This is a genomic window from Xanthomonas dyei (assembly GCF_002939865.1).
In the GTDB taxonomy this organism is placed as follows: Bacteria; Pseudomonadota; Gammaproteobacteria; order Xanthomonadales; family Xanthomonadaceae; genus Xanthomonas; species Xanthomonas dyei.
On the sequence record NZ_MDEE01000008.1, the window covers coordinates 12,405 to 37,454 of the forward strand.

A 25,050-nucleotide genomic window follows, 5' to 3' on the forward strand; every position below is an offset into this window, starting at 1 on the left:
GCCTGGATATCGCCGGCCCGGCCGATCGCCTGGAGCCTGCGTGCGACGCCGGTGCTGCGGGCTTGCCCGCAACTGCCGCACCACGCGGACCCAAGCGGCAGGCCGTGCGATGACGCCTCTTCAGCGTTGCGGCGAGTCTAGGAATGGCCCTGTGCGCTCACCCGACAAATCGTCTCAATCGTGCCGATGCGTGATGCACGGCCGACTTCGTGAAAGAGGCGTGATGGGTTGGCGATGCTTTTTTCGGTTGATCAAAGGACAGGCCCCGGGGAGTGGGCCGCAGGCAGCACCGCATGAGCATCAGCTACTACAGCGCCATCGTTCCGCAAGCGTCCTCGACCATGCAGGCGCATGCGCCGCTGATGATCGATCTGCTGGCCTATATCGAGCAGCACATCAGTGAGGCCGAGCTCGGCACCGAGTCGTTGCAACAGGCGTTCGCGCTGTCGCGGGCGTCGTTGTATCGGCTGTTCCAGTCGCGTGGCGGCGTCGCCAGTTATATCCGCGAGCAGCGCCTGTGCACCGCGCACCGCTACCTGCAGGCCTACCCGGAGTGCAGCCTCACCTGGTTGCTGTACGAAATGGGGTTTGCCTCGGAGCGGCAGTTCCAGCGCGCCTTCCAGCAGCGCTTCGGCATGCCGCCGATGCAGTGGCGCCGCCAATGCCGCGCCACGCCGCACGCACCGGCGCCGCGCCGCGGCCACTACATGCCGATGTGGCGCTTCATGCGCGAGCTTGGCCAGGACGCACAACCCGAGTACGCATCGATCCGCAGCGGCGCGGTCACACCCACCCATGGCTCCCCGCTGGTGCATACCGAAGCACTGCGCCGGCTCGCCCGACCGTCGCCACGCTTTGCGGCGCAGACGGAGCCGATAAAGGGCTAAGCACGGTGGGTTGCGTAGGAGCGCACCTGGGCGCGACGGGCTTCACCGGGACGCCCCATCGCGCCCAGGGGCGCTCCTACAAAAGCGTGCATGCATCAGACTGCACGTCCATTCATCGTGTTCTTGTCTGCCTCGTGCACACCGGAGACTATAAACACTACGTAGGAGCGCACCTGGGCGCGACTGGCATTACCGGGAACGCTCCATCGCGCCCGGGTGCGCTGCTACGTGTGACAACCCGATGGGACGTCTGCATGCCTGCTCATCAACAACTTAATATCGGCCTCAACGAATCACCAGCACCGGAATCGTGCTGTGCGTGAGCACTTCCACGGTCTGGCTGCCGAGCAGCATGCGGCGCACGCCACGTCGCCCATGCGAGGTCATGATGATGAGATCGCTTCTGCATTCTTCTGCGATCTGCACGATGCCCTCGGCGGCGAAGCGGTCCAGCACATGCCGTGGCGTGGCCTTGAGATTGGCAGCCGCCGCCAATTCCAGTGCAGGACGCAGAATCTTTTCGGCAGCGGCTTCGCGCTCGGCGCGATATTCCGGGCTCGCCTCGTACCCCACGCTCCAGCCCATCGCGTCGTACATGCCCATCGCCCACGGCTCGGACACGGTGACGATGTCGACCTTGGCACCGGTCGCCTTGGCCAATTCCAGTCCCTGAAACAAGCCGCGATGCGACAGCTCGGATGCATCGATGGCGATGAGAATACGTTTGTACATGGTGACCTCCTGCAAGGGTGGCAGTGCTGCCGTTGGCTGGTGCCGGATTTACGATGACAGGCGCGGGTGATGGCTGCCTTGATGTGGATCAATGCTGCAATTGCTGGCGTGGCGACTCATGGTGTTTTTGCTCCTACGTGCACTGCATGCAAGATCGATCACATCGCACGCAACGCGTCTTTCACTGCGCTCAATCCGTCGCTACGGCATCCGGATCAGGCCGCATCTCGCGCACGCGCGCCGGATTGCCCACTGCCGTGGCACCTGCGGGGACATCGCGGGTGACCACCGCGCCTGCGCCGATCAACGCATCGTCGCCAATGCTCACGCCCGGCAGGATGATCGCCCCGCCACCAATCCACACGTTGCACCCAATGCGAATCGGGCGTCCAAATTCCAGACCGCTGGCACGGCCGGCCGCATCGCGTGGATGGTCGGCAGCATAGAACTGCACCGCAGGCCCCACCTGCGTGCCCTCGCCGATACTGACCTCGCAGATATCCAGAATCACACAATTGAAATTGAGAAAGACACCGGCACCCAGACGGATGTTGTAGCCGTAGTCGCAATGAAATGGCGGGCGGATCACCGCGCCCGCGCCCACCTCGGCCAACCGCTCGCACAAGAGCGCGTGCCGCTGCTCAGCCGTCTGCAGGCCAGCTGCGTTGTAACGCGCCATCCACTCGGCAGCGGCCGCCTGATCGGCCTGCAACGCTTCATCGGCAGCGTTGTACAGCTCGCCTGCGAGCATTTTCTGTTTTTCGGTGTGCATCGGGCCGTGTGTCTTCATGCAGTCGGTTCGACCGCAGCGTGTCACGAATGCTGTGGCGAATGCATCGGGCAGCGCACAACGGCGCGATACGGTGCTGGAACGGCCTGGACACGAAGATGACGCTCCGTCACCGCGCCCCACCCTCATCCGGAACTGCGCGCCGCACCTGCCTGCAGGAAGAAGAGAAAGCGCGCCATCGCCTAGCTACATCACCGTCAGATTCGCGTACGCCATCACCAGCCATTTGGCGCCTACCTCGTCGAACTGCACCTGCACGCGCGCATGCGCACCGTTGCCTTCGTAATCGACGACCACGCCGCCGCCGAAAGTAGGGTGCTCGACGTTGGCGCCGAGTTTGATCGGCGCGGTCTCCACGATTCCGTGCACCGGCCCGCCACGTGCTGCGCCCAACGAGGCGGTGCGCGAAACCTGCACCTTGGGGCGCACTTCGTTCAGCAGCTCGCGCGGGATCTCGCGCAAGAACCGCGATGGGACGTTGTAGTTGTCCTGGCCATGGATGCGGCGCGATTCGGCGTAGCACAGCACCAGCTTCTGCCGTGCGCGGGTGATGCCCACATACGCCAGACGCCGTTCTTCTTCCAGCCGGCCGCTTTCTTCCAGCGACCGCGCACTCGGAAACAAGCCATCTTCCAGGCCGACCAGAAACACGATCGGAAACTCCAGACCCTTGGCCGAATGCAGCGTCATCAACTGCACGCCTTCTTCGCCGGCCTGCGCCTGGCCTTCGCCGGCTTCCAGCGAGGCGTACGCCAGAAACGCAACCAGCTCGGTCATGCCCTGGCTGTCTTCGTCGTCCGGCCGGGTGAAGCGCGAGGCCACCGACACCAGTTCGTCCAGGTTCTCGGTACGCGATTCCGAATCCAGCCCGCTGCGGCTTTCCTTGGCCCAATGCTCGCGCAAGCCCGAGCGCATCAGCACGTGGTCGATGCGTTCGGCCAGCTCCATCTGCCCGGTTTCGGCATGCAACTGGCCGACCAGGCTCAGGAAGGTCGCCAAGGCATTGCGCGCACGCGCAGCCAGGCTGTTTTCCTGCGTGGCCAGCATTGCCGCTTCCCACAACGACAACGCATTGGCGCGTGCCAGCCGGCGCACTTCGTCCAGCGTGCGGTCGCCGATACCACGCGTGGGCGTATTGACCGCGCGTTCGAAGGCGGCATCGTCGCTGCGGTTGGTGAGCAGGCGCAGGTAGGCCAGCGCATCCTTGATTTCGGCGCGCTCGAAAAAGCGCATGCCGCCATACACGCGGTACGGCAATTGCTCGGAAATCAGCGCTTCTTCCAGCGCGCGCGATTGCGCGTTACTGCGATACAGCACCGCCACTTCGCCGTAGCTGCCGCCATCGCGCACCCACTGGCGCGCACGCTCCACCGCATAGCGCGCCTCGTCCACCTCGTTGTAGGCCGCGTACAGATCGATCGGGTCGCCATCGCCGGAATCGGTCCACAGCTGCTTGCCGATACGGTCCGGGTTGTGCGCGATCACCGCATTGGCTGCGCCCAGGATATTGGCGCTGGAACGGTAGTTCTGCTCCAGCCGCACCGTTTGCGCGCCGGGGAAATCCTTGAGGAACTTCTGCACGTTCTCGACCTTGGCACCGCGCCAGCCATAGATCGCCTGGTCGTCGTCGCCGACCACGAACACATGCCCGGTCTCGCCGGCCAGCACGCGCACGAAGGCGTACTGGATGGCGTTGGTGTCCTGGAACTCGTCCACCAGAATTTCGCGAAAGCGTGCGCGGTAATGCGCCAGCAATGCCGGGGTGTCGCGCAGCAGTTCGTGCGCGCGCAGCAGCAGCTCGGCGAAATCCAGCAGCCCGGAGCGGTCGCAACGTTCCTGATAGGCCGCATACACCTGCCGGCGCACCTCGGTCCAATCGTCGTTGGGCTCGGGCTGGATATGCTGCGGACGGCGGCCTTCGTCCTTCTGCTCGTTGATCCACCAGCTCATCTGCTTGGGCGGATACTTGCTCTCGTCCAGTTCCAGCGACTGCACCACGCGCTTGACCAGCCGCAGCTGGTCGTCGCTGTCCATGACCTGGAAGCCTTCAGGCAGCCGCGCGTCCTGCCAATGCAGGCGCAACAGCCGATGCGCCAGCCCATGGAAGGTGCCGATCCACATCCCGCGGCTGCCGTTACGCAGCTGCAGGTCGGTGCGGTGACGCATCTCGCCGGCGGCCTTGTTGGTGAAGGTCACCGCAAAGATGCCGTGGTTGGGCACGCCCTGGACTTCGTTGAGCCAGGCAATGCGATGGATCAGCACGCGCGTCTTGCCGGAGCCGGCGCCGGCCAGCACGAGGTAATGCCCCGGCGGCGCGGAAACGGCCTCGCGCTGGGCGGGGTTTAAATGATCGAGCAAATGAGAGACATCCACCGGCGCATTTTACCGGTTGTGACGTCGCTGCGGCTGAGATTGCGATGAAGCGGTTGGAATTGCGAGGCTTCGCACGCACCCTCATCCGCCCCTACGGTGCACCTTCTCCCGATGGGAGAAGGGAACAACACCCGGCTCCCGTTGAATTTCGGGGCCGATCGATCAGCGCCGCAGCAGCATCAGCACGTCGCGCGCAATCGTCTTGGCCTGTTCGCGAAGCTCCGGCACTGCCAGGCTTTCCCACAACGAACCGATCCGCAGGCTGCCGATCACCCGCAGACGCGGGTTCGCGTGGCCGTTGGCATCGATCAGGCTGGCATCGGCAGCGGTATCCACGCCGATGCCGTGCGGGCCGGCCGTCGCAATGCCCTGCCCCAGCAACTGCTGCAACAACGGGTTACGCATCGCCTGTACGCGCATTTCAACGCCCGTGGCATTGACCAGCGTCTGCACATCCAGCTGCAACGCATGCCCGGCACTGGCGGCGCCGGCACTCACACGCACGCATGCACCTACCTCGAAGGCCACATCCAGCCGCGCGCGATGCACCTGCAGTTGCCCACGCGCCTGCATTGCCTGCAACTGCGCATGCACCGGCGCAGCGATGCGATGCCGGTGCACATCCCAATAGCGCACCACATGCCGCAGGAAACGGCGTTGATCGGCCGCCGACAAGGTCTGCCACAAGGCCTGACTCAATGGTCGGATGCGTTCCATCACGCTCTGCCACGGCAACCCCTGCGCCAGCGCCACGCCGGCGTGCTGGCGCAACGCACGCATGCGTGCGCGCAACGGCAGCGCAAGCAGCGGTTGCGGGTCGAAGTCTGCGGCGGCGCCATGCGCATGCGGCAAGGGCAGCAGACCATGCCGCGACACCACATGCACCGCGCCGCGATGTGCCTGCGCGGCCAGCGTCACCACGGTATCGGCCATGCTCAGCCCCGAACCGACGATGCACACGGCGTCGTCGTGCGGTAGCGCGGCCACCGCCTCGGTATCCCAGGCTTCCACCCGTTGCGCCGCCGACAGGCCGGTGGCACCACGCAACGGCAACGGGCGCAGCGCATTACCGACCGCCAACACCACGGCGGCGGCCTGCACGGTGTGTCCGTCATCCAGCTGCAACAGCGCGCCGTCTGCGTTGGGCTGCAGGGTCTGCACACGTGCGGTGCGCACGCGCAAGGTCGCAGGGCTGGTTGCACGCGCGGCCTGCAGACGATCGCGCAGGTACGGGGCGTAATGCCTGCGCCCGACACACTGTTGCGGCAGCTGCGCGTCGTCCAGCTCCGGGCAGCATGCGTGCGTGCGCAGATAGTCGACAAAATCCTGCGGCGCATCGGCCAGCGCGCTCATGCGCGCGGCGGGCACGTTCAACAGATGCTCGGGGCGTGCGGTGGCATACGCCACGCCCTCGCCCAGCACCGGGTGCGGCTCGATCAACACGATCCGCAGCGGCGTGGTCGCCTGATGCAGCAGCTGCAAGGCCACCAGCACGCCGGAAGCGCCGCCTCCGACGATGGCGATCGCTGCAACGCCGGGATCACGCGATGTGTTCATTGCCGCATTGTAGGCGATGGCTGCACCAGACCCCTCGGTCACCGCACCCCTTGGCTGCGCAGGCGCGTCGCCAGCCGCTCCAAGGGGCGGAGCGGTTGCCACCCGTCTCGGCATCAGAATACGTACGATCAGCCGCGCACGCTCGGCAAACGCCGCGGGAGGCCCACAGGATGTCCATCGCATTGGTCAGGCGCATCATCTATGTCCGCGAGGTCGCCGTGGCCAAGGCGTTCTACCAGACCCACTTCGCGCCTCCGGTCATCGAGGAGATTACCGATCAGTGGGTCGTGCTGGCGGCGGGCCAGATCGAACTGGCGCTGCACCTGATGGGCGACAGGGACCGACAGCAGCCGTCATCGCCCGCATCCAACGGGGCACCGACGGCAGGTTCGACCACCAAGTTGGTGTTCGCCATCGCCTCCGATCTGGCCGCCCATCGCGAGCAACTGCGCAGCGCAGGCGTGCGTGTGGATGAACTCAAACGCGATGCGGGCTTCGCTTACCAGATGTACGACGGCCGCGACCCGGAGGGAAACGTGTTCCAGGTGATGCGCCCGGACTGACCGCAGGCTACTACATCAACGCATCGGCCAGCCGCGCGATGCCTTCGCGACTGCGTCGCCAGGCCGGACGGCGCTGCCACTGCGCCAGATCCAGCTGCCGCGCGTGGGCCAGATAGTCTTGTTCGATGTCCCGCAGCCGCTGCACCACGGTGCGGTCGTAGCACACCATGCCGATCTCGGCGTTGAGCGCAAACGAGCGGATATCCAGATTGATCGAGCCCACCAGCGCAATGTCGTCGTCCACGCTCAGGTGCTTGGCATGCAGGAAGTGCGGGCGGTACAGCGCAATCTTTACTCCACAGCGCAGCAGTTCGTCGAAATACGCATCTTGTGCCCACGCCGCCAGCCGCTGGTTGTTGCGCTCGGACAGGATCAGCTGCACATCCACGCCCGACACTGCGGCGATGCGCAAGGCGCTCAGCAAGGCTTCGTCCGGCACGAAGTACGGCGTCACCAGCACCACTCTTCGTCGTGCCAGATGGATCATCGCATTGATCGCATCGCGCGCATTTTCGAACGGATACGCCGGCCCGCTGGGCAATAACTGGGTGGCGATATTGGCCTCGCAGACAGGCGCATCCGGCCAGACATCCAGGCGCTGCCCGGTTTCGGTGAACCAGTCGCTGGCGAACACCGCTTCCAGATGATTGACCACCGGCCCGCGCACGCGCGCCACCAGCTCGCGATTGGGCACGCCATCGATAAAGCCGGCGTCGGCCAGATTCTGCGAACCGACAAAGCCCACCTGGTTGTCGACCACCGCAATCTTGCGGTGATTGCGCAGATCCATGCGCCCGCTGCGACGCCAGCGCAACCCACCGGGCAGCACGGCCAGCACCTCGATGCCATCGGCCTGCAAGCGCTTGCGATAACGCCGCAGGCCGCGCTTGGCGCCTACCGCATCGAGCAGCACGCGGCAGCGCACGCCACGCGCGTTTGCCCGCTGTAGCGCCGCCACCACCGCATCGCCCACTGCATCGTCGAACATCAGGTAATACAGCAGATGCACGCGTTTTTCGGCGGCATCGATGGCGGCGATCAGGGACTGCAGCGACTGCGCGTAGTCGTCGAGCAATTCCACCGCATTGCCTAAGGTGGGCATGAAGTCGCCCTGCCGTTCGATCAGCGGCACCACCTCGGCACTGCTGCTGTCGGCCTGCGGCGTCCAGCGCAGCGCATGCAAGGGCAACTGCTGCTCGCGGATCACCTGCGAGGCGGTCGCCTGCCGCTCCACGCGCAGCCGCGACACCCACGGTTGGCCGAGCAACAGATACAGCGGCAGCCCGACCACCGGCACAAAGCCGATCAACAACAGCCAGCTGCGCGCCGCACCAGGCGTGGTGCGGCTGGGAATCCAGAGCAGCGCCACCAGGCGGATCGCCCAGTCCAGTGCCAGCAGCCAGGTGCCTTGCGACCAGTCGGGCAGCATCAGCGCTCCATTCTCATGAGGAAGCCGATTCTGACCCGGCTGCGCGTAAACGCAACGGCGCGGTGCCCATCGGCTGGAGGCAATGGCGAAACGGGCCGGCATCTGCCGCCGCCGGATGCACGCGCTCGGCGCACACCTGCCGCAGCGTCTGCACGAAGGCGGTCTGCGCGCGCGTGGGGTGCCAGTCGCTGCGCGTGGTCATGCCAATCTGCCGACGCAAGCGCGGCCCGGCGCTGCCGATCTCGCGCAACAGGCCGGCGCGGCGCTCGAACAGGAACTGGTCGCGCGACATCAAGGTCAGCCAATCGTCTTCCAGCAACAGGCCGCGCACGGTCAGCTCGGCGCCGCATTCGATGCGTAGCGGCGGCGGCTCCAGCTGCCGGTCGCGGAACATGCGCTCCCAGCGCTCGCGCACCGGCGTGCCCGCCGCGGCCATCACCCAGGGGTAGTCGAGCAGCTGCGCAAAGGGGTACGCCTTACCCGCCAACGGGTGCCCGCTGCGGGCCACGATCACCGGCTCGTCGTCGAACAGCGGCTCCTGCAGCACGTCGCGCACCGGCAGCGGGTCGCGTAATGCACCGATCAGCAGGTCCAGCCCGCCCTCGCGCAGATGCGCCAGCAACTCCGCATACGGACCTTCCACCACGCCGATGCTGGCAGCCGGGTGCGCACGCGCAAACCGCGCCAATGCCTGCGGCAACAGGATCGCACGCGCCAACGGCATCACCCCCACCACAACCCGCCCGGCATGCTGCGAGCGCAGGGCGGCTACTTCATCGAGCGCGGCGCGCACCTCCGCCAGCGCCAGCCGCACCTGCCGCAGCAACCGCTCCGCCACCGGCGTGGGCTGCATCGCCTTGCCGCGGCGCATGGTCAGCGGCACCTCGATCACATCGGCCAACGCCTGCACCGCGCGGTAGACCGCCGGCTGCGACACGCCCAGCTGCACGCCCGCCAGCGAATAGCTGCCTGCCACGTCCACCGCCACCAGCGCCTGCAGCTGGCCCAACGAGACCCGTCGCTCCAGACCGGGGCGCGCCGGCAGCCGCAGCGCACGCCGCGCCACCCGGATGCCACGCCCCAGATGCGCCAAGGCGCGCTCGATCCGCGGCACCACCAGCTGGGTGGCCTCGGTGGCGGCCATCCCGCCCGGCTGCCGCTCGAACAGCCGCACACCCAGCTGCTGTTCCAGGCGCGCCACCGCCTGGGTCAAGGCCGGCTGCGACAGATTCACCTGCGGCGCAGCCGCGCTGATGCTGCCCAGCCGGTGCACCACGACCAGGGCATACAGATGACGCAGGTTCGGCTCGGGCATCGATGGCATGCTCTAACTATAAGCAAAATCAATACGCATACCTCAAATGAATCTTGAGCTGATTGACTCTTGCCGCTCAGACTTGGCGCAGCACTAACGAGGATGGATGGATGAGCCAGGTCGTCACCCAGGTTGCGCGCACCCCGATCGCCCTCGTGGACGGGCTGGCACAGGCCGGCGTGGCCACCGTGCACGAGGCGCAAGGCCGCAGCGGTCTGCTGCATCACCGGCTGCGCCCGATCTACGCCGGCTGCCGCATCGCCGGCACCGCGATCACGGTGTCGTTACCGCCGGGCGACAACTGGATGATGCATGTGGCCATCGAACAGCTGCAGCCCGGCGACGTGCTGGTGGTGGCGCCCACCAGCGACTGCTGCGACGGCTACTTCGGCGATCTGCTGGCCACCTCGGCACAGGCGCGCGGCTGCCGCGGGCTGATCATCGATGCCGGCGTGCGCGACGTGCGCGACCTCACCGCCATGCAGTTCCCTGCGTGGAGCCGCGCCATCTGCGCGCAAGGCACCATCAAGGAGACGCTGGGCTCGGTCAACGTACCGCTGGTCTGCGCCGGGCAACTGATCCAGCCCGGCGATGTGGTGGTGGCCGACGACGATGGCGTGTGCGTGGTGCCGCGCGCCACTGCGGCCGCCGTGCTGGCCGAAGCGCAGGCCCGCGAAGCGCGCGAACTGACCAAGCGCGAACGTCTGGCGCGCGGCGAACTGGGCCTGGATCTCTACGCCATGCGCGAGCGCCTGGCGGCCAAGGGGCTGCGTTATGTCTGAGCAGGTGCGCGCGATGTGGATGCGCGGCGGCACCTCCAAGGGCGGCTTTTTTCTCGCCGACGACTTGCCCGCCGACACTGCAGCACGCGATGCCTTGCTGCTGCGTGCCTTCGGCTCGCCGGACCTGCGCCAGATCGACGGCATGGGTGGCGCCGACCCGCTCACCTCCAAGGTCGCGGTGGTGTCGCGCTCCACACGCGCCGATGCCGATGTGGACTATTTGTTCTTACAGGTGGCGGTCGAGCAGGCGCAGGTCAGCGATGCGCAGAATTGCGGCAACATGCTGGCCGGCGTGGCGCCCTTCGCGCTGGAGCGCGGCCTGCTGCCCACGCGCGACGGGCAGACCGACGTGCGCATCTTCATGCGCAACACCGGCACCCTGGCAACGGCCACCGTGCGCACGCCCGGCGGCCGGGTCACGTATGCGGGCGATGCGCGCATCGACGGCGTGCCGGGCACTGCCGCCCCAATTGCGTTGGCATTCGCCGAGATCGCAGGTTCCTCCTGCGGCGCGCTGTTGCCCACCGGGCGCGCCGTGGACATGCTCGATGGCGTGGCGGTGACGCTGATCGACAACGGCATGCCATGCGTGGTGCTGCGCGCTGCCGATGTCGGGATCAGCGGGTATGAAGACCGTGCCACGCTGGATGCGGATGACGCACTCAAAGCACGGCTGGAATCCATTCGCCTGCAGGCCGGCCCGGTGATGCAGTTGGGCGATGTCAGTGCAGCGACAGTGCCGAAGATGATGCTGGTGGCCGCACCGCGCAACGGTGGCGCGATCAGCGTGCGCTCGTTCATCCCGCACCGCTGCCATGCCTCGATCGGCGTGCTCGGCGCTGTCACCGTCGCCACCGCGTGCCTGCTGCCGGAGTCGCCCGCGCACGCGCTGGCGCAGCTGCCCGGCGGCAACATCCCGCAGGTGGACGTGGAGCACCCCAGCGGCATGACCGGCTGCGTCATCGAACGCGATGCACATGGCGCAGTGGTGCGCGCCGCGGTGGTCAGGACGGCACGCAAATTGTTCGATGGGGTGTTGTTTGGGTAAGCACTGCCAGTCTCGGGCTGTGTTGCCAGCGTCAGGCTGGTTCGAGCAGGGGGATGGTGGTGCGCGCCCTGCACACGTCCGATCGTCGATGTGCTGCCCGGTGTCGTCTGCGTTGTCATGCAAGCGCGTGTGCTTGCGCCGCTGCGGATCGCACATCGGCGCAACGTCCCGTGACATCTCGGTAACGCGTTGCCGGCCGGGAATATGCCAGGCAGGTGCGTGGCAGACGGGGAGCAGCACCTGCAGCGGATCGAATGCCGGTCGCGCTCGGGTGCGCTCCTACGTGGTGGGCGCGGCGGGCGGCCTGGGGTGCAGCTTGAAGCGGGAAACGACGCACGTGCAGCGGCATGCACGTACTGATGCAGTGCCGTCGAATCGCCGCGCACCGCGACAAACGCATTCCGGAGACGCCGTGGTGGAGGGCGATAACGATGGCACACCCGCTCAAAGACTGCGTGCGACTGGCGGCTGGGCAGACGCACACGCAGCAGTGGCTGCTGTCACACGCTGCACGCCTTCACCCGAACGCGCCCGACGGATCCGACCCGCACTTCAACGAGCATCGCCATGATCATCGACTGCCACGGCCATTACACCACCGCACCCGCTGCACACGATGCGTTTCGCAAGGCGCAGATTGCGCATTACACCGACGCAAGCCTGCCCGCACCGGTGTATCCGCACATCTCCGATGATCAGCTGCGCGACAGCATCGAGCAGCATCAATTGCGCCTGCTGCGTGAGCGCGGTGCGGACATGACGATCTTCTCGCCACGTGCCAGCACCATGGCGCACCACATCGGCAACGAAGCCGTGAGCCAGGTATGGACGCGGCATTGCAACGACCTCATCGGCCGCGTGGTGCAGCTGTATCCGCACAGCTTTATCGGCGTGTGCCAGCTGCCGCAGTCGCCGGGCGTGTCGATCGCGCACTCGATCCAGGAGCTGGAACGCTGCGTCACCGAGCTCGGATTTGTCGGCTGCAATCTCAATCCAGATCCATCCGGTGGGCACTGGACCGGCCTGCCGTTGACCGATCGCGCCTGGTACCCGTTCTTCGAAAAAATGGTCGAGCTGGATGTGCCGGCAATGGTGCATGTATCGGGCAGTTGCAACGCCAATTTCCACGCCACCGGCGCGCATTACCTCAACGCCGACACCACTGCCTTCATGCAGTTTCTGGAAGGCGACTTGTTCGCCGATTTTCCGCAGCTGCGCTTCATCATCCCGCACGGCGGTGGCGCCGTTCCGTATCACTGGGGTCGCTTCCGCGGCCTGGCCGACATGTTGGGCAAGCCGCCGTTATCCACGCACGTGATGCGCAACGTGTTCTTCGATACCTGCGTGTATCACCAACCCGGGATCGACCTGCTGTTCGAGGTGATCGACATCGACAACATCCTGTTCGGCTCGGAAATGGTCGGCGCGGTGCGTGGCATCGACCCGCAGACAGGGCATTATTTCGACGACACCAAACGCTATATCGATGCACTGGCGATCTCCGATGCAGACAAGCGCAAGGTGTTCGAAGGCAACGCGCGACGCGTGTATCCACGCCTGGACGCGCAATTGCGCGCGCGTGGGCTCTAGCGATTCCTTCTCCCAGCGGGAGAAGGTGCCCCGACGGGGCGGATGAGGGGCGACGCAGAGAGTGTCACCGCCTGCGATATCAAACGCGTCGCCACGCGCCTACAGAAATGAAACCCCACCGCTTCCCCCTTCGCCCTCTGCCGCAGGGGGAAACGAATGCAGCCAACCAAACTGCATCCCAACGTTTGCAGGGCGCAACACAACCCGTGCATCAACGTTGGCCGATCGAACGCGTTACGGCAATCGAGAATGTCGGGATCGATTCCCCAAACGCAAACACCCGCCTTTCGGCGGGTGTTTGCTTGGATGCAGATCGCGTAATCGGTGGATTACTTGATCTTGCCTTCCTTGTACATCACGTGCTTACGCACGACGGGGTCGTACTTCATCATTTCCATCTTCCCCGGAGTGTTTTTCTTGTTCTTATCCGTGGTGTAGAAGTGGCCGGTAGCGGCCGAGGAAATCATACGAATCTTGTCACGCTTGCCTTTTGCCATGACTGCTTACTCCTCAGACCTTTTCGCCGCGCGCACGCAGCTCTTTCAGAACGGCATCAATCCCGTTCTTGTCGATGGTGCGCAATGCATGCGCGGAGACACGGAGCTTCACCCAGCGGTTTTCGCTGGCGACCCAGAAACGGCGCTCGTGCAGGTTAGGCAGGAAGCGACGACGGGTTCTGTTGTTTGCGTGGGAGACGTTGTTACCCGTCTGCACACGCTTGCCGGACACTTGGCATACGCGGGACATTACGCACCTCGATAAATGAATTGCCACCCATAGCCTGGGGAGCGGCGGCCCCGACAGCATCAAGCTGCCACGCAACGTTGGGAATCAAGAACTTACGCTGGAACCGGCCGGCAACCCCATCGCGCTGAGTGCCGCCATCCGGAGCGATCCGGCCACAGCGAGCCGCGCATTATGCACGGCAATTCCTTGTATCGCAAGCACTTACAGCGAGCCCGCCTGCGCACGGCATCTACCCGGCGCGTGCGCAGGCGTCGATCAGCCGCCCCCGGCCTGCGCCATCGCAGAGGCCTGGTGCAACTCCGCCAGGGCTGCATGCGCCACCTGCCAGGCCGAGCGCAGGAACAGCAGCAGCAACGCCACCGCGATCACCAGGTCGGGCCAACCGCTGCCGAACGCCCACACCGCCGCACTGGCAGCCAGCACCGCAATGCCCTCGTAGACATCGTTGCGCGAGCAGGCCCACGTCGACGCCAGATTGATGTCGCCGTTGCGGTACGGCCACAGCAGGCGCAGGCATGCCAGATTGGCGGCAACGTTCAGCGCCGCCACCACGCCCATGCTCTGGAACAACGGCAACTGCGGGTGAGCCAGTTTCCAGCCGATTTCCGCCGCCACCGCCAGCGCCGCCAGCAGGATCAACCCGGCCTTGAGCAAGGCCACCCGCGCCTTGGCCGCCAGGCTGGCGCCCACCACCGCCAGGCTCAGTGCGTACGTGAGCGCATCGCCCAGATTATCCAGGCTGCCGGACAGCAGCGAGGCGGCGCCACTGTGCAGCGCACCTGCCAGCATCAGCGCAAAGGCGCCGACATTGATCGCCAACACCCACCAAAGCACGCGCCGCTGACGGGCCTGCATCGCTGCAACATCCCAAGTGTCTTGCTACACCCGCAACAGGACTTGCTCATGCGTCGCCCCCCGCGTGGCGTTGCCGCGACAACAGCTCTGGATCGCCCTGATCGCTCCCGATGCAGCCACCGATACAGCACCGGCAACACCAGCAAGGTGAGCAAGGTGGACGAGACGATGCCGCCGATCACCACTGTCGCCAGCGGGCGCTGCACCTCCGCACCGGCGCCGACGTTGAAGGCCATCGGCACGAAGCCCAGCGCGGCAACCAGCGCGGTCATTAACACCGGCCGCAGGCGCGACAATGCGCCTTCGCGCAGGGCCTGCTCCAACGGCATGCCGTCGGCGCGCAAGCCACGGATGAAGGCGATCATCACCAAGCCATTGAGCACCGCCACGCCCGACAACGCGATGAAGCCGACACCGGCCGAGATCGACAACGCCAACCCACGCATGGCCAAGGCCACCACGCCACCGGTCAGCGCCAACGGCACGCCGCTGAACACCACCACCGCATCGCGCAACGAACCGAACGACCAGTACAACAGCGCGAAGATCAGCAACAAGGTGCCCGGCACCACCCAGGCCAGGCGCTGGCCGGCGGAGATCAGTTGCTCGAAGGTGCCGCCATAGCCGATCCAGTAACCGGTGGGCAAGGCGACCTCCGCCTGCACACGCTGCTGCACCTCCGCCACGAAACCGCCCAGATCGCGGTCGCGCACGTTGGCGGTGATGACGATGCGGCGCTTGCCGTCTTCGCGATTGATCTGGTTCGGGCCAAGTACGGTCTCGATCTTGGCGACCTCACGTAGCGGCACGGTGGTCGGCTCGCCGCTGCGCCAGCCGGCCGCGCGGCTGGATTCGTCGGCATCGCCACGCTCGCCATCGCCGCGCAGCGGGATCGGCAGATCCGCCAAGGCTGCCGGGTCCTGACGCAAGCCCTCCGGCAGCCGTACCACGATGTCGAAACGACGGTCGCCTTCAAACAATTGCCCGGCCTCCTGCCCGCCCACCGCAGCGGCCACGGTGTCCTGCACCACACCGGGATTGAGCCCGTAGCCGGCCAGTGCTGCGCGATCGGGCACCACCGCCAGCATCGGCAGGCCGGTGGCCTGTTCCAGGCTGACATCGGCTGCGCCGGGCACGCTGCTGGCGATCTCCTGCACGCGCTGCCCCACTTTCACCAGGGTTTCCAGATCGTCGCCGTAGACCTTGATCGCCACATCCGCACGCACGCCGGAAATCAGCTCGTTCATGCGCATCTGGATCGGCTGGGTGAACTCGTAGTTGTTGCCAGGCAGCTGTTTCACCGCCGCTTCGATCTCGGCCACCAACTGCGCCTTGGGCTTGCGCGGGTCCGGCCATTGCGCACGCGGATGCATGATCAAGAACGTATCGGCCACCGATGGCGGCATCGGGTCGGTGGCCACTTCGGCGGTGCCGAGCTTGCCGAACACATGCGCCACTTCAGGAAATTGCTTGATGCGTTTTTCCAGGGTGGATTGCATGGTGATGGCTTGTTCCAGGCTGGTGCCGGGAATGCGCAAGGCATGCAGGGCGACATCGCCTTCATCCAGATTGGGGATGAATTCGCTGCCCAGCCGTGTGGATAGCACCGCACACAGCGCTACCGTGACCAGCGCCGCAATGCCGACCCAGCGCCCGTGTCGCAGCGCGCGATCCAGCAAGGGCGCATACACACCGCGCGCCCAGCGCATTGCGCGGTTTTCATGCTCGGCCACCTTGCCGCCGAGCAGCAAGGCGATCGCCGCCGGCACGAAGGTCAGCGACAACAGCATCGCTCCGCTCAGCGCCAGCACCACGGTGATGGCCATCGGGTGGAACATCTTGCCTTCGATGCCGGTGAGCGCGAACACCGGCAGATACACCGCGGTGATGATGCCCAGGCCGAACAGGCTGGGACGGATCACCTCGGCGGTGGCCTCGGCAGTGAGTGCAAAGCGTTCGTCGCGATCGAGCACACGCCCAAGTCGCAGCTGCGCTTCGCCGAAGCGACGCAGGCAGTTCTCCACGATGATCACCGCACCATCGACGATCAAGCCGAAATCCAGCGCACCCAGGCTCATCAGATTGCCGGACACGCCACCGCGCACCATGCCGGTGAGGGTGAACAACATCGCCAACGGAATCACCGCCGCAGTGATCAATGCCGCACGCACATTGCCCAGCAGCAGGAACAACACCACGATCACCAACAAGGCGCCTTCGATCAGGTTCTTGGCGACGGTGACGATGGTGCGGTCGACCAACGCGGTGCGGTCGTACACCGGCACCGCCTGCACGCCGGCCGGCAAGCTGGCGTTGGCCACTTTCAGGCGCTCGGCGGCCGCTTGCGACACCGTGCGGCTATTGGCGCCGACCAGCATGAACACCGTGCCGAGCACCACTTCGGTGCCGTCCTGCGTGGCGGCCCCGGTGCGCAACTCGCGGCCTTCGCCGACCTGCGCCACATCGCGTACCCGGATCGGCACGCCTTCGCGGCGATCCAGCACGATCGCGCCGATCTGCGCGATGTCATCCACCTGTCCCGGCACGCGCACCAGAAACTGCTGCCCGTTCCGTTCGATATAGCCGGCACCGATGTTGCGATTATTCGCTTCTACCGCCTGCGCCACGTCATCCAGCGTAAAGCCCAACGCGACCAGGCGCGCCGGATCGGGCGTGATATGGATCTGCCGCGCATAGCCGCCGATGGTGTTGACCTCGGTGACGCCGGGCACATTGCGCAACTGCGGCCGCACCACCCAATCCTGCAGGGTGCGCAGATCGGTCGCCGTCCACGCGGTGCCGTCGGATTTGCGCGCATTGGGCTTGGCCTCCACGGTGTACATGAAGATCTCGCCCAGGCCGGTAGCGATCGGCCCCAATTGCGGCTCAAGCTCGGCCGGTAACTGCGATTTGACCTGCTGCAAACGCTCGGCCACCTGCTGCCGCGCAAAGTACAGATCGGTGCCATCGGCAAACACGGCGGTTACCTGCGACAAGCCATAGCGCGACAGCGAGCGCGTCGACTCCAACCCCGGTAATCCCGCCAGCACCGTCTCCAACGGAAACGTCACCCGCTGCTCCGACTCCAGCGGCGAATACCCCGGCGCTGCGGTATTGACCTGCACCTGCACATTGGTGATGTCCGGCGTGGCATCGATCGGCAAGCGCGAAAAACTCCACGCCCCGATCGCGATCAATACCCCCGTGAGCGCCAGCATCAACCACCGCTGCGCGATCGCAAACCGAATGATGTTGGTCAGCATGACGCCCACCTCCACGCACGATGATCGAGGAGATCGCCGCACCCGTGCTTACCGGGAGCGTGGCTTAAAAGCGCACAAGAGAAGAGTCGCTCCCAAGCACGCACATGCGGTCGGCTTCGAATCAAACCGGAAACACGCTGATCAATGATCATGCGATGCCCCCGACTTCTCGATGTCGGCCTTCACCAGATAACTCTGCTCCACCACCACCGTGTCGCCCGGCGACACGCCCGAAACCAGCTCCACCTGCTGCGCGTCGCGCGCGCCCAACGTCACCGGCCGCGCCTCGTACACATCGCCCACGCGCACAAACACCACATCCCAGTCGCGAAACTGCTGCAAGGCTCCCACCGGCACCACCATCGCGGCCGGCTGCTGCGCGACCGTCACCCGCGCCTTCACTGCCGAGCCTGGTCGCCAGGACCCGTCGGTATTGCGCAACACCGCGCGTGCCACCGTGCTCTGGCTGGCCGTGGCCGTGCCCGGCAACACGCGCTCCAGGACGGTTTGCGCCACCACGCCATCGCTGATGCGCGTCACCGTCACCGGCGCGCCGGCGGCGATATGCCCGGCGTCGGCGCCGAAGATGTGCAGATCCACCCACAGGCTCGACAGATCCGCGATCTCGAACAGCGATTGGCCCTCACCCGCGTTGCTGCCCAGGCTGGCGTGACGCGCCAGCACGGTGCCGCTGATCGGCGCGGTGACCGAGTAGGTGGTCAGGCTGAGATTGCTCTCCACCGTGGCCAGCACCTGGCCGGCACGCACCTGATCGCCGACGTTGACACGCAAGCTGCGTACCGGCCCGGGAAAGCGCGCGGTCGCCTGCGCCTGCGCACCTTCTGCCGGCGTCAGCAGGCCTTGCACCTCGTGCTGATCGGCGATGCTGCCGGCACCCACCGGCGCCATGCGGATACCGGCGTCCTGCGCAATCTTGGCGGCGATCGTGGTGCGGCCTTCGTAGCTGGAATAGGTCCAGCGATGCGTCTTGCCCTGCACGCTGGCGCGCACTTCCACATCGAACGAATGCGGCTCGCCTACTTCGCTGGCGGCCAGCAGGCTTCCGTCGGCCTGCGCACGCAGCGGATAGGTGTCGACCTTGCCCCCCAGCCGCGTGGTCTTGACCTCCACGCTGCCGGCGCTGGCCGGCACTGGTTTGCCATCGCGATACAGCCAGGCCTGGAACGTCGGCGGGCGGCCGTCTTCGGCAATCGCAAGCTCCACGCTGTCGCCGTCCTGGCTGAGCAGCCGGCCGCCGTGTTTGCCTTTGGCCTCGTCGGCGTGCTCGGCAATGCCGCCCTCCTCGGCACCGCCACCCTCTTCGGCATGGCCGGCCTCGCTGCCTGCATGGCCGTGGGCGTCTTCGTCGGCGCGGCCGCAACCGCCGAGCAGCAGCGCCAGCAACAGCGGCGCAAAAATGTATGGCGTCATCGAACGAGATCCTTTGGAATGCCGGCGCGGTGCGCCGAGCGATGCAGCGAGTGAGGTGCGGCGAGGCGGCTGCGGCTGCGTGCGCGTAGCGGTGCCCGCGTGGGTAGCGTCTGCGGTGCAGGTTACGGCTAGCGGTGCGGGCGAGATAGCGTGCAACGGTGTGTGCAACCGCGCGTACATCTGGATGGTCGTCGTCATGGCGTCGTCTCCGCCGTGACCACGAACGGTTGCCCGGTCAGCCGCTGGATTTCGATCAATGCGCTCTGCGCTTCCACGGCGGCAGCGAGTTGCTGCTGCCGTGCATCGCTGCGCTGCGCCTGCAGCTGCGCCCAATCCAGATAACTGGTGGCTCCGGCGCGGTAAGCCCGCTCTGCAGCGGTATCGGCGCGTGCCAGCGCGGGCAGCACCTCCTCGCGCATGCGCGCCACTTCCAGCTGGCCGGCGCGGTAACGCCCATGCGCATCGGCCAAGGTGGCGTACAGCTGCAAGGCCTGCGATTGGCGTTCGATGTCCAGCAGCGATAGCTCGGCCTGCGCGGCGCGGATGTCCGGCTGCGCGCGACCGGCGCTGCCCAGTGCGAGCGACACACTGCCGACCAGCGCGGTGGCGTTGTTGCCTTCGAGCCGGCGCACACCTACTTGCCAGTCCAGGTCCGGGCTGGCCTGGCTGCGGGCCAGCTGCAGCCGCGCATCACGCAGGCGCTGCTCGTTGTTCAAGCGCGCCAGCTCCGGTGTGCTGTCGAGTAACTGCGCCAGCACCTCGAACTCCGGGATGGCCGGCAGCTGCAAGGCATCGCCGCTGATCTGGTCGGCCTCGATGCTGCGCGCGCCCCATAGCAACGCCAGTTGCCGACGTGCCGCGGCCACCTCCAGCTGCGCGCGGTCGCGGTCCAGTTCCGCACGCGCCTGCAGGGCCTGTGCGGTGAGCAGGACCGATTCGGGCGATGCGCCGGCCTGCAGCCGCTGGCGGGCGGCGGCCACGGTGCGTTGGCGCTGCGCCAGGGTTTCCAGCGCGATGGTGTGGCGCTGGCGGGCGGCGGTAGTGGCCAGATAGCGCCGCGCCACGTCGGCCAGCACGTCCAACCGCGCGATGGCACGTTGCGGAGCCAGCGCATCGATGCGCGCCTGCGCCAGGGTGCGGCGCGCATCCAGCTTGCCGCCGCGTTCGAGCACGCTGGCCAGGGTGACGGTGAGTTCGGCCTGGTCCAGCGCGCGGGTCGGCCCGCTGCCGAATACGTTTTCGATCTCCGCGCCGATGCGCAACGGCGGGCGCAACGCATCGCGCTGCGCCTCGGCGGTGAGCACGGCCTGCTGGCCGTCGGCCAGACGTAGATCGGGGTGCTTGGCAGCGACGCGCGCGATGGCGTCGTCCAACGTAAGCACGGTTTGGGGCGGTACGTCCTGCGCCATGGCGCACGGCACGACCGCGAAGGCGGCAAGTGCCGCCAGTCGCAACCACATGAGGGTATCTCCGCGAATCGGGATCGATGGACAGGCCGGCAGCCGCCGGCAAGGCATCAGGCCGCGATCGGGGGCCGCAGCAAGGTATCGATCAGATGCGAACGGTAGTCGGAGGTCAGCGCGGCCGGCTGCGCGTGTGCGCGCATCGGCAGTGGACCCCAGGCGATGGCAGGCAGCATCGCCGGGCTATGCCCATGGCAGTAACCGCTGTGCATCAACGCATGCAGCAGGCCAGCACCATCGCGCTCGCCGGCATCGTCTTCATCGGCGCCGTCGTGGCCGTGCGGCGCGCTGTCGTCCAGATGCGCCTGGTCGTGCGCCAGCGCATGCACATCGCCCAGTGCACAGGCAACCGGCGCGACCAGCACGCCCATGACCAGCACCGCCAACGCCATCAGGCGCAGCAGAGGGTGCAACAGGCGGGCGCGGCGAAGCAACATGGGGCGCAGCGTATCGGGGCCAGGGTAGTTACACAATCGCATGCACGGCTAAGAGCGGCCAACAGCACCACTGCGCGGCCGCCAGGCGGGTGCGGTCGGTGCTCGGTGCGGCATGTACCACTCCTACACTCCGGTTCTGAGCGCGCCACCCGCACTCACCTAACGACCGCTTCGCTACGTTTTGTTAGCCGCTCTTAGTTGGAAGCTCAGGGCAGAGCCTTGGTGGGCCGAGGGTGCGGTGCCCTCACCGCTCGCGGGACACGCCGTGAACCCGTCCCTGGGGGCTCGGTGGCGGCATCCATGCCGCCAACGGTCCCGCAAGCGGCGGGGACACCGCACCAGAACGTTGGTCGGTGGTCGCGTAAAAGCCGCTTGTAGCGCGCTGCACATCAAACATTGCGCCGGCGCGTCACGATCCGACAACGCGCATCAAGCACTGCTCCTACCGTTCATACCGACCATGTCCACTGGTCCTTGCCCGCCCACCGTCGCGGGACCTTACGCGGCATGGATGCCGCGTAAGAGCCTCCAGGGACGGATTCACGGTGTGTCCCGTGATGGTGGGCGGGCAAGGGCCCTGCAGCCCAACCACAGATCAGACGCTCTACAGGTGGTCCTGTCCGCCGCTCCAAGTGCTCCCAGTGCTCCTAGCCATCACGGCGCCACGGTGCGGACCCGCTTGGCATCGGCCGGGCGCGCCTTGCTCTGGGCGATAAACGCACGCACCTGCTGCTCCAGCACCGGCAGGGTGACCGAGCCCTGCTTCAGCACCACGTCGTGGAAGGCCTTGATGTCGAAGCGCTCGCCCAGCTCCTGTTCGGCCTCGGCGCGCAGCTTGACGATGGTGATCTCGCCCAGCTTGTAGCTCAGCGCCTGGCCGGGCCAGGAGATGTAGCGGTCCACTTCGGTGGTGACTTCATGCTCGCTGAGCGCGGTGCGGTCGCGCAGATAGGCCAGCGCCTGCTCGCGGGTCCAGCCGTCGTGGTGTACGCCGGTGTCGATCACCAGCCGGCAGGCGCGCCACATTTCGTAGGTGAGCCGGCCGAATTCCTCGTACGGGGTCTCGTAGATGCCCATCTCCTGGCCGAGTTTTTCGGTGTACAGCGCCCAGCCTTCGCCATAGGCGGAAATGTAGTTTTCGCGCCGGAATGCCGGCTGCTCGCCCTGCTCCAATGCGAGCGAGCCCTGCAAGGAATGGCCGGGCGAAGACTCGTGCAAGGTCAGCGCCGGCAGGTTGTACAGCGGCCGCGACGGCAGGTTGTAGGTGTTGACCCAGTAAGTCGTGGCGCCGCCGCGCCCGGCGGTCCAGAACGGCGCGATATCGGCCGGCACCGGCTTGATGGTGAAGCGCCCGCGCGGCAATGTGCCGATGAACTTGCCCACCTGCCCGTCCACGCGCTTGGAGATCCATGCGGCGCGATCGAGCAGCTCCTGCGGGGTCTTGGCGTAGAACTGCGGGTCGGTGCGCAGGAAGCTGAGGAACTGCGCGAAGCTGCCCTTGAACCCCACCTGCTGGATGATGGCGTTCATCTGGGTCTGGATGCGCGCCACCTCGTCCAGGCCGATCTGGTGGATCTGCTCGGGCGTCAATTCCAGCGTGGTGTATTCGCGGATCTGCTGACGATAAAACGCCTTGCCATCGGGCAGCGCTTCGGCGGCCAAAGTAGTGCGCGCCTTGGGCATGTAGTCGGTGCGGAAAAAGGTCAGCAACTTGGCGTAGGCCGGAAGCACCGCGCCGCTGACCGCAGTCTTGGCCTGCGCACGCAACTGCGCCTGCTCGGCGGCCGGGATCTGCGCCGGCAGTTGCTTGAACGGCGCGTAGAAGGTGGACTCGGTGGGGTCCTTGACCTCGGCGACGGTGGCGATGGAGACATCGCGCCCGTCCAGCACCGCGCGCGGCACGCTGAAGCCGCGCGCCAGCCCGGTGCGCATGTTGACGATCTGCTGGTCGAAATAGCGCGGCACATCGTTCAAGCGCGCGATATAGGCACGGTACTCGGCGGCGGTCTTCATTGGCCGCTGCGCCATGAAGCCCAGGTTGGACCAGAACGAGCTGTCGGAATTGAACGGCATCTCGTACAGCCGCAGACGCACTTCGGCCGCGAGGTTTTCCACCTGCGGGCGATAGATCGCAAGGTTGACCTGGTTGGCGGACGAGAGCTGCTTGGGGTCGATGCCGTCGAGCTGCTTGAGCACACCCTCCCACACTGCTAGACGCGCCTGCTGCGCGGTCGCGCCGACGTCCGGCAGCTTGGTGTTGTCGCCGGTGGTGTCGGTGTCTTCATCGGCCTGGCCGGTTTCGGCCTGACGCCATGCCCACTCTTTTTCGTAGATCGCGCGGAAGCGCGCGTCGGCAGGTGCTTCGGCAGTCAGCGTGGCCGGAGCGGCGACGGGCGGAGCGGCGACAGCGCCGAAGGACAGGCCCAGCAGGGCGAGCGAGAGTGCAGCGGCGAGAGGAGAGGTCACGTGCGGAGAGCCTGATCTGGAGCGAACGCCCGATCATGGCAGCCCCCGGGAGCGCTGCCATGGGCCGGAAGTCCCAACGCGGGCCGGCGCACGGGTGTGGCTGGAGTATCGGCGGCTGGATTGATATGGCGGGGCGAGTCAGGGACTGCCCCCATCCGCCCTGCGGGCACCTTCCCCCGTAGGCGGGGGAAGAGACGTGGTGGGCTTGTCAGAAGCCGGTCGTCACCTCTTCGCCGGAGGTAAAGGTTCGCCGGAGGTAAAGGACGTGACGCGCTTGGCGAGGGCAGTATCGCCCCCTCTCCCGCTTGCGGGAAAGGGTCGGGGTGAGGGCCGCTCGAGGCAGATAAACGTGGCTTCGGCTCAGGCCTTACGCACTACCACCAGATGCCGTTCGCCATCCAGGCCAGGCACCTGCAGCGGGTGTACCTCGGCCAGCGTCCAGCCGGCCGGGAGCGCGGCGATTTCCTCGTGCGGGTAGACCCCCTTCATCGCCAGCAGGCTGCCGCCCGGGCGCAGCAGGTGACCACCGACGTCGATGATGCCGGCCAACGTATCCAGCGCGCGGGCGGTGAGGTGGTCGTAGGCGGCCTGCTCATCCAGCGCTTCGGCGCGCGACTCGGCCACGCGCGCATTGCCCAGCGCCAGGTGACGCAAGGCCTCGCGCATGAAGCGCGCCTTCTTGCCGTTGCTTTCCACCAGGGTCACCTGCAGCTGCGGGCGGGTGATCGCCAGCGGGATACCGGGCAGGCCGGGGCCGGTGCCCAGATCGGCCAGGGTACCGCTGGCGATGTACGGCTGCATGGCCAGCGAATCGAGCAGATGGCGGGTGACCATCTCGCGCGGGTCGCGCACGGCGGTGAGGTTGTAGGTCTTGTTCCAGCGCACCAGCAGCGTGAGATAGCGCAGCAACGGCGCGGCGAAATCCGCATTCAGGGATTGGGCCTGCAGGCCATGCGCCAGCGCGGCGGAGACATCGGGGGGAAGTGCGGCATCGTTCATGCCGCGATTATCGCAGGTGGGCGTGGCGTGGCGTGGCGGGATTGGGGATTGGGGATTGGGGATTGGGGATTGGGGATTGGGGATTGGGGATTGGGAAGCGGGAAGCGGGAAGCGGGAAGCGGGAAGCGTCGATGCTCGCGGGAATGATCTGAAGCAACCGGAGCGTGCATCGACACAATCGGCCGGCGGTTCACCGCATCGGCTGGCGGCCGCGATACGGCGACGCATTGCGAATATCCCGTCCGCCGATGCCGGCGCATCCCTGGCCGGCATCGGCGTGATCCCGGTCACGCGGCCTGGAGCTGTGCCGTTGCCGGACACGC

Annotated in this window: 18 protein-coding genes, 1 other RNA gene and 2 pseudogenes; 6 read left to right on the forward strand and 15 right to left on the reverse strand. The window is 66.4% G+C overall.

All coding sequences use genetic code 11. From position 1 onward, the window contains the following. Nucleotides 1–228: 228 nt before the first annotated feature. Nucleotides 229–887 (forward strand): annotated as a pseudogene (tagK, locus tag XdyCFBP7245_RS07725) (transcriptional regulator TagK). Between the two features lie 285 nt (nucleotides 888–1,172). Here tagK and XdyCFBP7245_RS07730 read toward each other — a convergent pair. The 4 genes from XdyCFBP7245_RS07730 to XdyCFBP7245_RS07745 form a co-directional block, all read right to left on the reverse strand. After that, nucleotides 1,173–1,619 (reverse strand): universal stress protein, encoded by a 447-nt coding sequence (locus tag XdyCFBP7245_RS07730; RefSeq protein WP_104615204.1) that lies wholly within the window; start codon nucleotides 1,617–1,619, stop codon nucleotides 1,173–1,175. A gap of 190 nt (nucleotides 1,620–1,809) precedes the next feature. Continuing rightward, nucleotides 1,810–2,391 carry a sugar O-acetyltransferase gene (locus tag XdyCFBP7245_RS07735; protein WP_104615129.1) on the reverse strand — a complete coding sequence of 194 codons (582 nt, stop codon included), beginning with the start codon at nucleotides 2,389–2,391 and terminating at the stop codon, nucleotides 1,810–1,812. Between the two features lie 204 nt (nucleotides 2,392–2,595). Next, on the reverse strand, nucleotides 2,596–4,782 hold the full coding sequence (uvrD, locus tag XdyCFBP7245_RS07740; RefSeq protein ID WP_104615130.1) for a DNA helicase II: 2,187 nt from the start codon (nucleotides 4,780–4,782) through the stop codon (nucleotides 2,596–2,598). A 162-nt stretch (nucleotides 4,783–4,944) separates the two neighbouring features. Continuing rightward, nucleotides 4,945–6,339: an FAD/NAD(P)-binding protein gene (locus tag XdyCFBP7245_RS07745; protein ID WP_104615131.1), complete on the reverse strand. Its 1,395-nt coding sequence runs from the start codon at nucleotides 6,337–6,339 to the stop codon at nucleotides 4,945–4,947. A 170-nt stretch (nucleotides 6,340–6,509) separates the two neighbouring features. On the opposite strand from XdyCFBP7245_RS07745, the gene XdyCFBP7245_RS07750 reads away from it, so the two are divergent. Then, nucleotides 6,510–6,902, forward strand: coding sequence for a VOC family protein (locus tag XdyCFBP7245_RS07750; RefSeq protein WP_104615132.1), 393 nt, complete (start codon nucleotides 6,510–6,512; stop codon nucleotides 6,900–6,902). A gap of 10 nt (nucleotides 6,903–6,912) precedes the next feature. Here the strand turns inward: XdyCFBP7245_RS07750 and cls are convergent, their stop codons facing one another. After that, on the reverse strand, nucleotides 6,913–8,331 hold the full coding sequence (gene cls / locus XdyCFBP7245_RS07755; protein ID WP_104615133.1) for a cardiolipin synthase: 1,419 nt from the start codon (nucleotides 8,329–8,331) through the stop codon (nucleotides 6,913–6,915). Between the two features lie 13 nt (nucleotides 8,332–8,344). Beyond that, nucleotides 8,345–9,655, reverse strand: a complete 1,311-nt coding sequence (locus XdyCFBP7245_RS07760; RefSeq protein WP_170068562.1) for a LysR family transcriptional regulator — start codon at nucleotides 9,653–9,655, stop codon at nucleotides 8,345–8,347. Nucleotides 9,656–9,756: 101 nt separating this feature from the next. Between XdyCFBP7245_RS07760 and XdyCFBP7245_RS07765 the strand changes: the two genes are divergently transcribed. The 3 genes from XdyCFBP7245_RS07765 (at nucleotide 9,757) to XdyCFBP7245_RS07775 (ending at nucleotide 13,066) form a co-directional block, all read left to right on the forward strand. After that, the gene (locus tag XdyCFBP7245_RS07765; protein ID WP_104615135.1) at nucleotides 9,757–10,428 is read left to right on the forward strand and encodes a 4-carboxy-4-hydroxy-2-oxoadipate aldolase/oxaloacetate decarboxylase; all 672 of its coding nucleotides are present in this window, start codon (nucleotides 9,757–9,759) and stop codon (nucleotides 10,426–10,428) included. Further along, nucleotides 10,421–11,476, forward strand: a complete 1,056-nt coding sequence (locus XdyCFBP7245_RS07770; RefSeq protein WP_104615136.1) for a 4-oxalomesaconate tautomerase — start codon at nucleotides 10,421–10,423, stop codon at nucleotides 11,474–11,476. The genes XdyCFBP7245_RS07765 and XdyCFBP7245_RS07770 overlap by 8 nt, the downstream gene beginning before the upstream one ends. Before the next feature lie 567 nt (nucleotides 11,477–12,043). Next, nucleotides 12,044–13,066: an amidohydrolase family protein gene (locus XdyCFBP7245_RS07775; RefSeq protein WP_104615137.1), complete on the forward strand. Its 1,023-nt coding sequence runs from the start codon at nucleotides 12,044–12,046 to the stop codon at nucleotides 13,064–13,066. Nucleotides 13,067–13,395: 329 nt separating this feature from the next. Here XdyCFBP7245_RS07775 and rpmG read toward each other — a convergent pair whose 3' ends face one another. From rpmG to XdyCFBP7245_RS07810, 7 genes and pseudogenes are all read right to left on the reverse strand, one after another. Beyond that, complete coding sequence (rpmG, locus tag XdyCFBP7245_RS07780; protein ID WP_002809462.1) at nucleotides 13,396–13,563, reverse strand: 50S ribosomal protein L33; 168 nt, start codon at nucleotides 13,561–13,563, stop codon at nucleotides 13,396–13,398. A 13-nt stretch (nucleotides 13,564–13,576) separates the two neighbouring features. Further along, a complete protein-coding gene (rpmB, locus tag XdyCFBP7245_RS07785; protein WP_002809459.1) occupies nucleotides 13,577–13,813 on the reverse strand; it encodes a 50S ribosomal protein L28 in 237 nt (78 codons plus the stop codon). 255 nt (nucleotides 13,814–14,068) lie between these two features. Continuing rightward, on the reverse strand, nucleotides 14,069–14,668 hold the full coding sequence (locus XdyCFBP7245_RS07790) for a cation diffusion facilitator family transporter (protein ID WP_104615138.1): 600 nt from the start codon (nucleotides 14,666–14,668) through the stop codon (nucleotides 14,069–14,071). 92 nt (nucleotides 14,669–14,760) lie between these two features. Beyond that, a pseudogene (locus tag XdyCFBP7245_RS07795) lies at nucleotides 14,761–17,931 on the reverse strand (efflux RND transporter permease subunit); the annotation flags it as partial. A 141-nt stretch (nucleotides 17,932–18,072) separates the two neighbouring features. Then, nucleotides 18,073–19,362 carry an efflux RND transporter periplasmic adaptor subunit gene (locus XdyCFBP7245_RS07800; RefSeq protein WP_104615139.1) on the reverse strand — a complete coding sequence of 430 codons (1,290 nt, stop codon included), beginning with the start codon at nucleotides 19,360–19,362 and terminating at the stop codon, nucleotides 18,073–18,075. 194 nt (nucleotides 19,363–19,556) lie between these two features. Beyond that, the gene (locus XdyCFBP7245_RS07805) at nucleotides 19,557–20,822 is read right to left on the reverse strand and encodes a TolC family protein (protein WP_104615140.1); all 1,266 of its coding nucleotides are present in this window, start codon (nucleotides 20,820–20,822) and stop codon (nucleotides 19,557–19,559) included. Between the two features lie 56 nt (nucleotides 20,823–20,878). Then, nucleotides 20,879–21,262, reverse strand: coding sequence for a hypothetical protein (locus tag XdyCFBP7245_RS07810; RefSeq protein ID WP_170068563.1), 384 nt, complete (start codon nucleotides 21,260–21,262; stop codon nucleotides 20,879–20,881). Nucleotides 21,263–21,374: 112 nt separating this feature from the next. On the opposite strand from XdyCFBP7245_RS07810, the gene XdyCFBP7245_RS07815 reads away from it, so the two are divergent. Then, nucleotides 21,375–21,452: non-coding RNA, sX9 sRNA (locus XdyCFBP7245_RS07815), on the forward strand. A 464-nt stretch (nucleotides 21,453–21,916) separates the two neighbouring features. Here the strand turns inward: XdyCFBP7245_RS07815 and XdyCFBP7245_RS07825 are convergent. Continuing rightward, nucleotides 21,917–23,728 carry a DUF885 domain-containing protein gene (locus XdyCFBP7245_RS07825; protein WP_104615141.1) on the reverse strand — a complete coding sequence of 604 codons (1,812 nt, stop codon included), beginning with the start codon at nucleotides 23,726–23,728 and terminating at the stop codon, nucleotides 21,917–21,919. Between the two features lie 360 nt (nucleotides 23,729–24,088). Continuing rightward, entirely contained in the window at nucleotides 24,089–24,727 is a 639-nt protein-coding gene (gene rsmG, locus XdyCFBP7245_RS07830) for a 16S rRNA (guanine(527)-N(7))-methyltransferase RsmG (protein WP_104615142.1), read from the reverse strand. Nucleotides 24,728–25,050 lie beyond the last annotated feature (323 nt).

Excerpts from the sequence above, each read along its gene's own strand:
- XdyCFBP7245_RS07730 (WP_104615204.1), bottom strand. The coding sequence starts at position 1,619 with ATGTACAAACGTATTCTCATCGCCATCGATGCATCCGAGCTGTCGCAT.
- XdyCFBP7245_RS07790 (WP_104615138.1), bottom strand. The coding sequence starts at position 14,668 with ATGCAGGCCCGTCAGCGGCGCGTGCTTTGGTGGGTGTTGGCGATCAAT.
- XdyCFBP7245_RS07810 (WP_170068563.1), bottom strand. The coding sequence starts at position 21,262 with ATGTTGCTTCGCCGCGCCCGCCTGTTGCACCCTCTGCTGCGCCTGATG.
- XdyCFBP7245_RS07735 (WP_104615129.1), bottom strand. The coding sequence starts at position 2,391 with ATGCACACCGAAAAACAGAAAATGCTCGCAGGCGAGCTGTACAACGCT.
- XdyCFBP7245_RS07805 (WP_104615140.1), bottom strand. The coding sequence starts at position 20,822 with ATGTGGTTGCGACTGGCGGCACTTGCCGCCTTCGCGGTCGTGCCGTGC.
- XdyCFBP7245_RS07765 (WP_104615135.1), top strand. The coding sequence starts at position 9,757 with ATGAGCCAGGTCGTCACCCAGGTTGCGCGCACCCCGATCGCCCTCGTG.
- rpmB (WP_002809459.1), bottom strand. The coding sequence starts at position 13,813 with ATGTCCCGCGTATGCCAAGTGTCCGGCAAGCGTGTGCAGACGGGTAAC.
- XdyCFBP7245_RS07770 (WP_104615136.1), top strand. The coding sequence starts at position 10,421 with ATGTCTGAGCAGGTGCGCGCGATGTGGATGCGCGGCGGCACCTCCAAG.
- rpmG (WP_002809462.1), bottom strand. The coding sequence starts at position 13,563 with ATGGCAAAAGGCAAGCGTGACAAGATTCGTATGATTTCCTCGGCCGCT.
- cls (WP_104615133.1), bottom strand. The coding sequence starts at position 8,331 with ATGCTGCCCGACTGGTCGCAAGGCACCTGGCTGCTGGCACTGGACTGG.
- rsmG (WP_104615142.1), bottom strand. The coding sequence starts at position 24,727 with ATGAACGATGCCGCACTTCCCCCCGATGTCTCCGCCGCGCTGGCGCAT.
- XdyCFBP7245_RS07775 (WP_104615137.1), top strand. The coding sequence starts at position 12,044 with ATGATCATCGACTGCCACGGCCATTACACCACCGCACCCGCTGCACAC.
- XdyCFBP7245_RS07760 (WP_170068562.1), bottom strand. The coding sequence starts at position 9,655 with ATGCCATCGATGCCCGAGCCGAACCTGCGTCATCTGTATGCCCTGGTC.
- XdyCFBP7245_RS07800 (WP_104615139.1), bottom strand. The coding sequence starts at position 19,362 with ATGACGCCATACATTTTTGCGCCGCTGTTGCTGGCGCTGCTGCTCGGC.
- XdyCFBP7245_RS07745 (WP_104615131.1), bottom strand. The coding sequence starts at position 6,339 with ATGAACACATCGCGTGATCCCGGCGTTGCAGCGATCGCCATCGTCGGA.
- XdyCFBP7245_RS07750 (WP_104615132.1), top strand. The coding sequence starts at position 6,510 with ATGTCCATCGCATTGGTCAGGCGCATCATCTATGTCCGCGAGGTCGCC.